Origin of the sequence: Micromonospora sp. WMMA1947 (assembly GCF_027497355.1) — a bacterium.
GTDB lineage: Bacteria > Actinomycetota > Actinomycetes > Mycobacteriales > Micromonosporaceae > Micromonospora.
Genome location: NZ_CP114909.1, coordinates 5,796,923 through 5,810,394 on the forward strand (window position 1 = coordinate 5,796,923; position 13,472 = coordinate 5,810,394).

Annotated in this window: 7 protein-coding genes; all 7 read left to right on the forward strand. The window is 68.9% G+C overall.

Features of this window, described 5'->3' with window-relative positions; translation table 11 throughout:
• Positions 1–26 precede the first annotated feature (26 nt).
• The 7 genes from O7604_RS27220 to O7604_RS27250 all read left to right on the forward strand — a co-directional run bounded on the left by O7604_RS27220 (position 27) and on the right by O7604_RS27250 (position 13,274).
• Complete coding sequence (locus tag O7604_RS27220) at positions 27–3,137, forward strand: lantibiotic dehydratase (protein ID WP_281578230.1); 3,111 nt, start codon at positions 27–29, stop codon at positions 3,135–3,137.
• Positions 3,134–4,426: a lanthionine synthetase C family protein gene (locus O7604_RS27225; RefSeq protein ID WP_281578231.1), complete on the forward strand. Its 1,293-nt coding sequence runs from the start codon at positions 3,134–3,136 to the stop codon at positions 4,424–4,426. The genes O7604_RS27220 and O7604_RS27225 overlap by 4 nt, the downstream gene beginning before the upstream one ends.
• Positions 4,427–4,441: 15 nt before the next feature.
• Entirely contained in the window at positions 4,442–6,523 is a 2,082-nt protein-coding gene (gene fxlM / locus O7604_RS27230; protein ID WP_281578232.1) for a methyltransferase, FxLD system, read from the forward strand.
• A gap of 2 nt (positions 6,524–6,525) precedes the next feature.
• Positions 6,526–7,689 carry a hypothetical protein gene (locus O7604_RS27235; protein WP_281578233.1) on the forward strand — a complete coding sequence of 388 codons (1,164 nt, stop codon included), beginning with the start codon at positions 6,526–6,528 and terminating at the stop codon, positions 7,687–7,689.
• 265 nt (positions 7,690–7,954) lie between these two features.
• The gene (locus O7604_RS27240; RefSeq protein ID WP_281578234.1) at positions 7,955–8,575 is read left to right on the forward strand and encodes a macro domain-containing protein; all 621 of its coding nucleotides are present in this window, start codon (positions 7,955–7,957) and stop codon (positions 8,573–8,575) included.
• A 387-nt stretch (positions 8,576–8,962) separates the two neighbouring features.
• Positions 8,963–11,782 (forward strand): CATRA system-associated protein, encoded by a 2,820-nt coding sequence (locus O7604_RS27245; protein ID WP_281578235.1) that lies wholly within the window; start codon positions 8,963–8,965, stop codon positions 11,780–11,782.
• A 4-nt stretch (positions 11,783–11,786) separates the two neighbouring features.
• Positions 11,787–13,274: a CATRA conflict system CASPASE/TPR repeat-associated protein gene (locus O7604_RS27250; RefSeq protein ID WP_281578236.1), complete on the forward strand. Its 1,488-nt coding sequence runs from the start codon at positions 11,787–11,789 to the stop codon at positions 13,272–13,274.
• The last annotated feature ends 198 nt before the right edge of the window (positions 13,275–13,472 follow it).

Sequence of the window (13,472 nt, forward strand, 5' to 3'; positions counted from 1 at the left end):
GCCCCCTGTTTCACCGAGGTAATCAAGTGAGCCGTTCCGTGGATTCCCCCGTCTACCGATCGATGGACACAGCGCTCGTCCGCGCAGTCGCACACCCGGCGATCGCGCTGCCCCCGTGGCCGGACCTGACCGAGCCTCGCCCCGAACTCGTGCCGTCGTGGGTCAGCTGGCTGCGACAGGTGTGGGCGATCGACGCGGTAGCCGAGGCTGTCGCGCTCTCCAGCCCGGTGCTCGCGGAGCAGGTCAGCAAGCTCTGCGCGGGTGAAGCCGCTTCGGTACGCGAGACACGACGGACGGTCCACGCCGTCGTCCGGTACGTACAGCGTCTTCTCGGTCGCCCCACGCCGTTCGGGCTGCTCGCCGGCGTGGCACCCGCCGTGTTCGGCTCGCGAGCGCCGACCCGCTGGGGCTCAGCGCATAAGGCGATCGCGCGGGCAGCCGCTGGCTGGCTCACAGACGTGATCGCCCATCTCGAGCGTTGTCCGGAGCTGCTCTCCCGGCTTGCCGTGGTCGCGAACAGCACGCTCACGGTTCGCGACGACCGCCTGATCGTCCCCTACCAGCCGCATTCTGGGGTCGACGGCCAGCTGGGAGCAGCGGAGGTGTCCCTACGCCACTCAGCACCGGTGCGGGCTGCGATCGCCGCAGCTCGAAGCCCGATCCAGGTGGAGGTCCTCGCCGCGCAGCTTCGTGGCGCGTTTCCGCAGGCTTCCGCATCAGTCGTCATGGCGATGCTCACCCAGTTGATCGCTCACCGTGTCCTCATCACGAGCATGCACGCGCCCAGCACGGAGCCGGACGCGTTCGCATACCTGCTGCGCCAGCTGGACGAGGCCGGCGCCGAGTCGGGTACGCCTGTCGCTGGCGTTGTCAACGCTCTCCGAGAGATCCATTCCGGGCTTCAGCGGCATAACACGGCACAGTCGAGTGACGCCCCAGCGGTCCGGCGGCTGGTGGCCTCGCGGATGCGGAGCCTCGCGATCTCGACGCACGAGCCGCTCGCCGTGGATCTCCGGCTGGACGCCTCGGTGACGCTCCCCGACCAGGTGGCCAAGGAGGTGGAACGCGCCGCGCTGGTGCTGACCAGGATGAGCGCGTACCCGTACGGCACTGCCGCATGGCGGGCCTACCACCAGCGCTTCTACGAGCGCTATGGCATCGGTTCCCTCGTGCCGGTGCGGGAGTTGGTCGACCCGGACAGCGGCATCGGCCTGCCCGACGGCTACCCCGGCAGCCCGGCCCCCGAGCCTCGCTCGCCGATCTCCCAACGGGACGAGACGTTGTTGAATCTGGCGCAGCGTGCGGCACTGGACGGCGCGACGGAAGTCGTTCTCGATGAGGCGCTGATCGCACAACTGGAGCTCGGGCCGCAGCGGCTACGCCTACCTCCGCACCTGGAGGCGTGTGTACGCGTGCAGGCCGCCGACGAGAAGGACCTGGCGCGCGGCAGGTTCACTATCGAGGTCATCTCCGTATCCCGGGCCGCCGGCGGGCTAACCGGACGGTTCCTCAGTGTGCTGCGACCGAGCGACGCAGGAAGGTTGGCCGCCGGCTTCGCCGACCTACCCGCCGGCGATCGGGACGCCGTGCCGGCCCAGGTGTCGTTCCCCCCGTTGGATCCCGGCACCGCGCACGTAGCGCGCGCCGTCCAGATGCTGCCCACGGTGATCAGCCTTGCCGAACACCGGTGGCCGAGTCGATCGGTGCTCACCATCGACGACTTGGCGGTGGGGTGCGATGGCCGGCGCATGTACCTCGCAGTCCCGGAACGCGGCCACCGGATCGAGGCAGTCGGCATGCACGCGCTGAACCTGCGCGCCCACACTCCGCCCTTGGCCCGGTTTCTCATCGAACTCGGGCGCGGCCAGTGCGCTCAGGTAACGGCCTTCGACTGGGGTGCCGCCGCCCGGGCGAAGCTGCCCTTCCTGCCTCGGGTGCGGTACGGGCGGGCGATCCTAGCTCCCGCGACCTGGCGGCTGGAGGCTGCCGAGCTGCCCGACCGGCACCAGCCCTGGTACGCCTGGGACGACGCCTTCGACGAATGGCGGGCTCGCCGGCGGTTGCCGCGCCTGGTGCACCTGGTCGAGGCCGACCGTCGCCTGCCACTGGATCTCGACGAGTCAGCGCACCGCGTCCTGCTGCGCAGCCACCTGCTCACCGCGCCGCGGGCGGTCCTCGTGGAGGCACCCAACCCGGAGGACCTCGGGTGGTGCGGCGGCCGCCCGCACGAGGTCATCGTCGCCCTGCGCGCCACCGAGCCACCACCGTGGCCGCCGCTGCCCCCACCGACCCCGACCCGCGTCATCGGGCGCGACCAGGGCCAGACGCCGGCCGCCTCGCAAATCCTGCTCGCCAAGCTGTACGGAGACATCCGCCGCCAGGACCTGCTCCTCGCCGAGCACCTTCCTCGACTGCTCGCCGAGTGGGACACCCCGCCCGACTGGTGGTTCCTCCGGTTCCGCGACCCGGACCAGCACCTACGGCTACGGATCGCCCTGCCCGACGCATCCTCATTCGGACCGGCGGCTGAGCGCGTCAGCGCGTGGGCCGACGACCTGCGCCGACGCGGCCTGCTCCGAGAGATCCAGTACGCCACCTCCTATCCGGAGACCGGCCGGTGGGGATCCGGCCCCGCCATGCAGGCCGCCGAGGCGGTCTTCATCGCCGACTCCCACGCCGTACTGACGCAGCTGTGCCAACCGGTGCGCCCGAGTCGGCAGGCGCTGGTTGCCGTGCAGATCGCGGCTATCGCCGTCGCCTACACCCGCAGTGTCGAGACCGGCATGCGCTGGCTGGTCGACCACGTTCCCGCAGCGGCACCTCAACCGGTCCCGCGGCCGCTGTTCCACGAAGCCGTCCGCCTCGCCCACCCCGGCCGTGACTGGTCAGCGCTCCGCGCGGCCCCCGGCGGCGCCGCCATCGTCGACGCCTGGAAGAACCGCGAAGTCGCCCTCGCCGTCTACCGGACCCACCTGCCCGGGCCACACACCGACGGCATCGACACCGACGACGTCCTCGGCTCGCTCATGCACGCGCACTACATCCGCGCGGTCGGCATCGACTTCGACGACGAGGACCAGTGCCGCTACCTAGCCCGAGCCGCAGCCCTCGCCTACTTCGCCCGGAGCCGGCCATGAGCCTCGCGTACGAGAGCCACGAACTCGCCGTCGCGGTCGCCGACCTCCTCGCCCACCCCGACGACCACCGGCTGCCGATCCGGCAACCCTGGTGGCGGCAGTCGCTCGCCCTCGGCGTACCCGGGATCGCCCTGCTGCACGTAGAGCTGGCAGCGGCGGGGCTAAGGCCCTGGAAACGCGCCCACCACTGGCTCACCGCCGCTACCAGCGGCCCGGTAACGGCAGGCCCTGACAGCCACCCCTTCCACGGCGCACCCGCGCTCGCCCACGTCCTCGCCTGCGCCAGCACTCATCAGCCCTGCCTCTACGCCCGCGCGCTCGACGACCTCGACCGGGCGATCGCCGCCGACGCCCGGCGCCGAGTGGCCGTCGCCCACGCCCGCATCGACGCCTGCGAGCTACCGGCCCTCGCCGAGTTCGACGTCATCCGTGGCCTCGCCGGGATCGGCGCGTACCTGCTCCATCGACCGCCTGCGGGCGAGGCACTTCATGCCGTACTCGGATATCTGGTCCGTTTGACCGCTCCCCTGCACCACGACAGCGAGGCGCTACCAGGCTGGTGGACCGGCAGCGGCCCCAACGGACGCGCCGATACCCGATTCCTCGGCGGCCACGGCAACAACGGACTGGCACACGGCATCGCCGGACCCCTGGCCCTCCTGGCACTCGCCGCCCGGCAAGGCGTCGTCGTCCCGGGGCAACTCGCGGCCATCGCCACCGTCTGCTCGTGGCTCGACCGGTGGCGCAGCGATACCGGCGCCGGCCCGATCTGGCCGTACTGGATCACCAGGGCGCAGCTGCGTGCGGACCACCCACCGACGCCGGCCGCCCAACGGCCGTCATGGTGCTACGGCACCGCGGGCCTGGCACACGCGCAGCAGCTGGCCGCTCTCGCAATCGGTGACCCGGTCCGTCGCGTGACTGCCGGAGACGCGCTCGCCCGCGCCCTGATCGACCCTGGGCAGCTGGCGGCAACGACGGATCCCTCCCTGTGCCACGGGTACGCGGGCCTCGCCCACATCGCCCATCGCGTCGCCGCCGACGCTCCCCCTGGCACAGCCGCTCGCCTCGACGCCCAGGTTCCCGGCCTGCTCAGAATGATCGGCCCTGCGGGTGCCGGCCCTCGGCGTACGGCTGCTGCCCTACTCGCCGCCTCGTCGGGCCCCGGGCTGCTCGAAGGCGTCGCCGGAGTGGCCCTGGCCGCCCTGAGCTGCAGCACCGCGTCAGCGCCAGCTAGTTCCTGGGACTCCTGCCTGCTCACCGCCCGACCCGCCTACCCCCTGACGTGAGGAGGAGCCGAACCGATGTCGACAACTGACTGGCGGCAATACACCGTCGAGTTTCCCAGCTCCGCCGCAGCCGAGCTCATCGCCACCACCGTGCTCGCCCCAGCGCTGGCCACTGCCGAAGAAGACGGAGTTCTGCACGGTTGGTGGTTCGTCCGCAAGTACCCGTCGTGGCGGTGGCGGTACATCGCCGATGACCCCACCTCCCATCTCGTCGAGGACCTGCTGGAGACGCTCGCCGTCGACGACCGCATCGTCAACTGGACCCGGGGCATCTACGAGCCGGAGACGATGGCCTTCGGCGGCTCGGCCGGCATGCACGCCGCCCACGACCTCTTCCACCAGGACTGCCGACATCTACTCCTCGGGCCAGGCCTCGCCGAGCCGGCCACGCTCGGCAGACGCGAACTCGCTGTCCTGCTGTGCAGCGTCCTGATGCGGAGCGCCGGCCTGGACTGGTACGAGCAGGGCGATGTCTGGGCCAAGGTCACCGACCTGCGCCCAGCCCCGAGCCTGCCCGCGGAGGGCGATGCCACCGCCGTCCTGGTTCGGGCGATGAACCGACTCATGACCGCCGACATCCGCAGCCTGAGCGGTCCCACTTCCGACAGCCCGCTCGCCGGCTACGGGGCGTGGTTCGAGGCGTTCGAAACCGCCGGTCAGGCCCTCGCCGACCTGGCACGGCGCGGCCACCTCCGACGCGGCCTGCGCGCCGTCATCGCCCACCACGTCATCTTCAATGCCAACCGCATCGGCCTGTCCGTCCATGACCAGTCCACCCTTGCCGCGCTCGCGGTCAGGAACGTCTTCGACCCCACCAGGAGGAGCACCGTGTCCACCGCAGAACCCACCCTATCGGCCGCTAGCGTCGACCCGATGACCACGCATCGTGACCCGGCCGACCTGCGCAGCGAACTCGCCGACCAGCTCCGGGCAGAGAACATCATTCGGACGCCGTCCGTCGAGGCCGCAATCCGGCAGACGCCCCGGCACCTGTTCCTGCCCGGCGTGCCGCTGGAGCAGGCGTACGCCGACACTGCTGTCTACACCAAGACCGACGGCCGGGGTGCCTCCATCAGCGCCGCGTCGCAACCCCGGATCGTGGCCATGATGCTCGAACAACTCGACGCCCGACCGGGCCACCGAATCATGGAAGCTGGCGCCGGTACCGGCTACAACGCGGCTCTCCTCGCCGCAATCACCGGCGAGACCGGCCATGTCGCCACCATCGACGTCGACGACGACCTCGTCGACGCAGCTCGAAAACACCTCGCGACCGCCGGTGTCGCCAATGTCGAGGTTGTTCGCGGCGACGGCGCGCTCGGCCATCCCGATGGCGCACCGTACGACCGGATCATCGCCACCGTCGGCGCCTGGGAAACCCCCACCGCCTGGCTGCAACAGCTCACCCCCGGCGGCAGGCTGGTCGTGCCGCTACGGCTGCGCGGCGCCGCATCCCGCTCGGTCATCTTCGAACGGTACGACGGCGGATGGCGCGACGTCGGCAGTGAGCTGGCCGTCTTCATGCCGTTGCGCGGCATCGCCGACGACGCCCGGCGCATCGTCACCCTGACCGGTGAGCAGGACGTAACCCTGCAGGTGCACAAGGACCAGAACGTCGACGCGGCCGAGCTCGCGGGTGTGCTGGAAACCGAGCGGCACGAGATGTGGACCGGCGTGCACTTCCCACCGATGGTGCCCTACGAGTGGCTGGACCTGTGGCTGGCCTGCCGGCTCGACAACGCCCTCATGCGCATGAACGGCACACCGCAGGCCATCGAGTCCGGCACCGTCTCACCCATGTTCCCCTGGGGCGCGATGGCCACCACCCGAGGCGCCAACCTCGCCTACCTCACCATCCGCCCCGCACCACCGGCCGCCGACGGCGGCAAGCACTACGAGGTCGGCGTCATCGGACACGGCCCCTCCGGCAAGGACCTCGCGGAGCACGTCGGTGCCGAAATCCGCACCTGGGACGCTGAGTACCGCCCCCGAACCGTGCGATTCGAGATTCCCGACGCGCCGGCCGAGGCGAACCCGTCGGCTGGACGCTTCGTTCTCCCCCGGCCGCACCACCCGATCACCGTCACCTGGCAGTGACGATGGACCCGACCAGCCACGTCCTCCGGCGCTTCCCCCTCGTGGCCCGACCACGCCCCGCCGCCAAGGCGCTGACCATCCGCGTTGACGATTTATGCGCCCTCGCCGACCGCGCGGACCGGGAAGGCGACATGGCTGCCGCGTCTGCCGTCTACAACCAGGCTGCGCTGATCGCCTCGGACTGTGGCCAGCCCGAGCTGGCCCGGCAGTGGTGCCACGAACACGCCGACGCGTACCTGTGCGCCCTCCCCCTGGGCGCGCAGGCCGCGCGGCACGCCCTCGAGCCGCTGGTCAACCTCGCCCGCCTGCACATCAGAGACGGCAACGGCGACGCCGCTCTTGCGCTCCTTGACGACCTCTTCCAGGCTGTGTCTTCCCGCACTGACACCCTTGTCGACGGCCGGCCCCTTCCGGCAAGCCGGCTGACCCGCACCGACGACGATCATCGTGTGGTGCGGCAGTGGCTGTGGAGCGCGCTTCTCGCGGACGGTGCCCGCGCACTTACCAGCGCCGGCCGGTGGAAGGATGCCTACGACTACCTCCAGCAGTACAACGGCATCGGCCAACGGATGCTCGACGGGCGCCAAGTCGCGGTCATCGCCGACATCGCCTCCGGCGAGATTGAGCGTGCACGCGTGACCACCGCGGAGACGGTCCGTGGCGAGCCGTGGGAGGAGGCTGTCACCGCATGTCTGGCCTACCTATGCGCCAGGGCCGTCGGCGAACCGAAAGGGGCGTACCTCGACGCGTTGCTCCGCAGCTTCCGACGGCTGACGCCCACACCCGGCCTTGCCGCCTTTCACACGCGCCTCGGGCTTGCTGTCATCGATGCAGTCGGCGGCGTAGGCCATTCCGGCGTACAGGGTCTCGCCACAGGCCTGATCGGTCATGCAGTCCGATGTGATGACGCATACGTTGCTCGTGATCTATTGCGCCACCGCGACATCCTGATCGTCGGTGACGCCAGGTCCGAAGCTAAGCTGACCGAGAGCCTGCAGGCGTCCGGCCTGACGCACCGAGGCATGCCACACGTCGCGTGCGAGCGGCTGTTGAAGCTTTTGGTTATCAGCAGGGCGGTGATCCAAGGCGCGAGGGCCGCCTGGCTGGCGCAGAGCGCCCCGTCTGACTGCGTAGAGGGCAGCGGGACACTCGAGCCATTGTCATGACGCAGGACGGCCGGACATCATCTACGTCATGCGATGGGTCGCGACACGGCGCGGGTTGCGAAGCCTTGCGACACACTCGTTCACGATGTTTGGCGCAATAGCCCTCTTTTTGCAGTCCTACCAGGCGATTTGGGACAGGTCCGCGTTTCCTGGTCACGAGATTACGGTGGCGGCGGCGGCCGCTGCAGGATCGATGCTTCTCGGACTCGCTCGCGCCCGCCCCGGTCGAACCGTCGCCCGAGACCTCCGGCATCCCCGGTGCCGGGTGGAGATCGTGCCGGGCGACCTGTTCGACGAACAGGAAGCTCACCTCGTCGTCGGATTCACGGACATGTTCGATACCGACGTGAACGAGGACCGGATCATCAATGCAAACAGTGTGCAGGGGCAGTTCCTCGAACGGATCTACCAGGGCGACGTTGCCGCGCTGGATGTCGACCTAGCTCGGGCGCTGGCCGGGGTCCCTGGGGCGGTGCGGGTGCCCAGGACGGCGAAGCCGTTCGGAAAGCTATGCCGCTATCCTACTGGCACTGTAGCGGTGCTCGGTACTCCGCGCCGGCATTTCTTCTGCGTCGCATACAGCACCATGACGCCAGACTTAATCGCACAGTCCTCTGGAGACGTGCTGTGGCGGAGCCTGAGCCACCTTTGGAAGGCGGTGTATGAACATGGACAACGGGCTCCGCTAACTATGCCGGTGGTGGGCGCCGGGCTAGCACGGGTAGACGCTCTGGACCGGCTCGCACTGATCCGGCTGATCGTGCTGTCGTTCGTCGCAGCATCCAGGGAGCGGCTGCTCACCACTCGGCTGCGCATCGCGATACCGCAGCGGGACTTCCTTGACCTCGACCGACTGGAACTACAGGCGTTCCTCGACTCCCTTTAAACTGCGACACAGTCGCTGGGCGAGACCGCGTTGCCGGCCATTCCGGATGCCGCACCTCGGTCGATGCCCGAGAACGTGGCAAGGTCGCGGCAGGTTCGCGGTCGACTCGCCGAACCGGTGGCGCAGTCGGCTGAGTAGCTTGTACCGGTCCATCGCCTCAGAGATCCGGTGCAACAACGCGGTCCCGCGGCCGGGCCAGGACATTTCCGGTGGCGACAGCGAGCCAGAGGCGATGCAGGCGGGGGATCGGCCGTTGCTGATTGTGGGCGTCAACCGCGCCGACCAACTAACGTGAACTTCGACACCCGCCTCCACACTTGCGAGTGCCCGCTCCTCCCTTCTGCAGCAGGTATCGGACGGGTAGGGAGGATGCGGCACTATGGTCGGGTGGACGAGGAACTGCTCGCGATGCTGCGCGAGGCTGCCGCGCATGTGGACCGTCACGAGCTGCCCGCGGCCAGGCGATTGCTCGAACCGCTGGCGGCCAGACGGAATCTGCCTGCGGAGACGCGTGCCCAGGTGCTGCTGGAGTGGGCCTGGGTGCTAGGCGCCGAGCAGCGCAACCGGCAGGCCGCCGAGGCGTACGCCGAGGTAATCAAGCTGGCCGACCAGGTTGGGGCAGCCGGTCTACGCTGCGAGGCGCTGCTGGAAAGTGGAATCCTTGCCCGCTACGAGGGTCGGCTGGACGACGCCGACGCCCTTCTTACCGAAGCTGGGTCGGTAGCCGCGAGGCTGAGCGATCACCTGCGGGCAGGGCAGGTGCTCGCGCAGCGGGCTTCGGTCGCCCACCAGCGGCACCAGTTCGTCCAGGCACGAGAGCATCTCGACGCGTTGGCCGAGTTGCTGCCTCGGTGCCCGTCCCATCAGCGGACCGAGCAGTTGCGCGCCGACTGGGCCCACCAAACAGCCGTCTCCGCGCGGATAGCGCATGACTTCGACCAAGCACGGCAGTTACTCGCCGCGGCCCGTGATCGATACGCGGCCCTGGGCCGGCGCATCGGGGTAGCCAACGTCGATCGCGAGCTCGGAGCTGTCCTAGACCAACTCGGTGACCGGCCCGGGGCGCGACAGGCCTACGGCCGGGCCTTCACGAGTTACCTGCGGGCGGGACGCCGCCTCGGGGCCGCCCACGTTGCCCGTCGGCTCGGTCAGATGCGGCTGCTCGACGTACCGGAAGACCCCGCCGCCGAAGCGTATGCCCGCCGCCGTTTCTCCCAGGCCCTACGGCTTGGCGCCGGAGAACCAATCAACCGCATGCTCAGCGAGCTGTCTTTGGCGCGCCTCGACCGGCTCGCCGGGAACCTCGACGATGCGGAGGGCCGACTCGCGGCGCTGCCGTTCGGGGATGCCCCTGATTTCCGGCACTTGTCTCAGGCCGCCCTCGAATGGGGGATGGTCAAGCGCGCGCGCGGCGACAGAGCCGCCGCAATCGAAATGTTCCGCCAGGCGCTGCTGCCGCTCGACGCGGGCGATGACCCTAGTGCAGCGTCCATCGCGCATTACCAGCTTGCGTATGACCTGATCCTTGATGGCTACGTGAGGGAGGCGAAGGAGCACGCGGTCGCGGCGTTTCAGCTCAGTGAGGGAGCAGGGCGGCGGCTGGGCGACCCGGCCGACCGCGAGACGTTCTACCGTGACACTCGGCAGGCGTACATCCTCGCCATGCACTGCGCCGCCCGCGACGAGGACGGACCCACCGCGTTCGCCGTGGCCACAGCAGCACGCGCAGAGGCCGTAGCGGCGTTCATCCGGGCGGGAGCCCAGTTCTCCCCGGAGCTGCGCGAGCTCGTCGCGGCGATCACCCTGGCCCGGCGTACGCCGGTCGAGGCCGGCCGTCTGCCCGAGCTGTACCGCCGCCTCGACCGGCTAACCACCACCGAGCTGCGGCGCAACGCAGTGCCGGAGCCTATGGATCTCGCTGCCACGCGGGCCTCGCTTCCCCGCGGCGGACATGCGCTGCTGGTCGACGTACTCGAAGATGAGGCTACGATCTGCAACCGAATCTGGTTAGCCCCCGACGGCACGACGCGGGTCGACGAGGTGCTGCTGCCACCAGGCGTACGCCGCTGGCTGGACCGCTATCACGCGGCAGAGCCGGGGTTCGCTGCCGAGTTCCAAGACGACGCCCTAACCGCGCTGGGCGCCGCAATCATCCCGCCCGGCCTCGCTGCGGCGCTCGAGCGGGGTGACGAGCCCGCCTTGGTGATTTCCACCGGCGGACTGTTGGGGCCGGTTCCGGTGGCCGCCATCCGGGTAGGTACACGCTGCCTGGCAGAACTTGCACGCATCGCGGTCGTACCGGCAATCGCCCTGTGGACGGCCCTACGGTCGCGTCCAACACGCACGGGGACGGGCATGGCGGCATACCTTGATGAGTCAGTGCCTGGCAGCCGCCGAGAGAGGGCTGCCTTGATGAAAGCCTTCCCGGATGCCGCCGTGCTGACCCGCGACCAGGTTCGGCCCTCGATCTTCAGGGCGGCTGACCGCGCAGCGATCCTGTTGAGCGTCCACGGCACGGCCGTCCGTGGCCTCGGCCAGGCCCTAGAACTCGGCGGCGGCGACTCGTTAACGGCCGCTGACCTACTCGTCTGCCGCCTGCCGGAGGCGGTGCTAATGCCCGCCTGCTGGGCGGGACGGCTCGACCTGCGCGCTGCGGCCGAACCGCTCGGCCTTCCGACGGCGGCGCTGCTCGCAGGGGCCCGCTGGGTTCTCGCCGGCACCGTGGACATCGCCACGACACGGACCGCCACCCTGCTCGGCGCCTGCTATGCAGAGCTAGCGCGCGGCCGTTCCCCAGTTGACGCGCTTCGCCAGGTGCAACTCGACTACCTGCGCAGCCGCGGCCGCGGTCAGGTCCCGCCGCACACGTGGGCCGGGCTATCCATTGTGGGAGACGGATTCGACCCCTGGATGGCAACTCCGCGACCGTGGCTCGATCGGCAGACAACTGTCGCCGCCACAACGATGTTGCGGGAGGTCCAGACGTGGCTTCTCGATCCGACTGGCTGGGGTCTGGTGGAGAGCGCGTTGAGCGCCGCCCTGGATTCGGTTGAGACCTTCGACGCCCCAACGCTGCGAACCGCGCTCGCTGCTCTGCGATCGTCCCGGGCCCAGCCTGAAGCCACCCAGCACATGGCCGCGCCAGCGGTAGTTCGTTTCCGGATCAACCGACTCGCCGCCGCTCTTCAGCAGGCCACTGAGGGGTGACTGCATGGCGCCTAGCATCATTGATCCGGAGCTCGTAATTCACCTCTTCGCCTCGATGACCAGCCCTCGCGCTGCGGAGGCCCACACAGAACTCCAACGTGTCTGGTTACGGTGCCAATCGGAGCTCGCCATGGACGCGGAAATCGCAAACTTCTCCTGCTCTTTACCATCAACTGTCAGGGATACAGCGACGGTTCCCGAGGGGGTGATTGCGGCTCAACAGCGGCGTGACGGCTACCTCCAAGGGGTTGCTCGCCGGTGGGGCGACGTCCTAATGGTGTCGATCATAATGTCGGACGCGGATGACCGTCACGTCGCAGGCTGGGACCGTCTCAGCAGACGATGGGACGAGGTCGTCGACGTGCGGCCGAAGGCCCTGCTCGGATCTGTGACTATCTTCCAGGCTGGGATTCTCGATTCGGAGGATCGGCTCGCACATGCCGATGCCCAGCTTGCCCGAGCCGCCGCCGCACTGCTACCGACATCCGGCGCAGGCAGAGCCGCTACGATGTTCGACGCCTATGCAGAGACCAGCTTGGGTTCACTAGTCGGCCGGGGAGGGCCCCGCCCGGCCGGGGAGGACTTTTCCTGGTGCGACAGGCCCATCCGGGCCATCCCTGGCTTCGGCTTCTGGGAGAGAACAGCGCCACCGACCCAATCTCGTCAGCTGATGCTCCTCGCCCCAGCGAATGACCGCCTCCAGCTGACGGCTTGGTCGTGGTGGGACGGCGACCCCACAAGCACCCCTCCGCTCGCTCGTTATCTGATGCACGCCGCATACACCAGGGACATCCTGCGTCCACATCTTGGATCTCTGGCCCTCGGGCCCCGAAGGGAAAGGCTTGAGCGCGCGCGAAAGGGCATGCTCGATGCTCTCCAAGTCGACGATGAGGAGCATCTTTTCCCGACGGACCGCACGGTGGTCGAACGTGTTGAGGATGGGCTGACTCGGATCGGGAAGCCGAGCCTGCCAGCCTCACGCTCAATGTCGCCGCCGGAGGCACGGCGGCAGGTATTCCTCGTCTCGGGCGCTTTCCCTGAGGCAGCTCAGCGCATGCGCGGCTTTTTGCGACGGCTCGGACTCAGACCGCTCGAGCTCGAGGACTGTGTACGGGAGACTCGCAAGCCTACGCCAAGCCCTTTGGAGGTGTCTCTCGCCGGCGTGCGGATGGCCCGGGCGGCATTAGTCCTACTGACGTCGAACCAGAGGTATCAATCTTCCGCCCACGAGGAGGGCAGCGGTCTGCACCCGGACGCCGAAGTGACGTTCCAAGCCGGAGTCGCCATCGCCCTTCGCCCGCAGCAAACCGTCTTCGTGGTCGCGGGTCGAGTCACCTTGCCCAGACACTTGACCGGTCTTGAGATCATCACGCTCGACGATACAGCGCTATGCAAAAACATGATCGCACAGCGTTTGCGACTCGCCGGGTGCGATGTGAACACCAGCGCCGCCGACTGGCTGGAGCCCGGCCAGTTCGACTTGAAGGCATGACTGGTCAACAGCGGCGCATACCCTGAACCGTTCCAGGTCACCCCCTAGAGAATGCTGTCCATCGCCGCTGGACCTCAACTGCGGCCACGGTCGCTGATCGTCGACCTCTCCAGCCTCTGACACGGCAGCGACTGCCCGGGTAGACGTCATCTTGATCCAGCGCTCAGGTACCAACTCACACAGCATCCAATCTTGCAG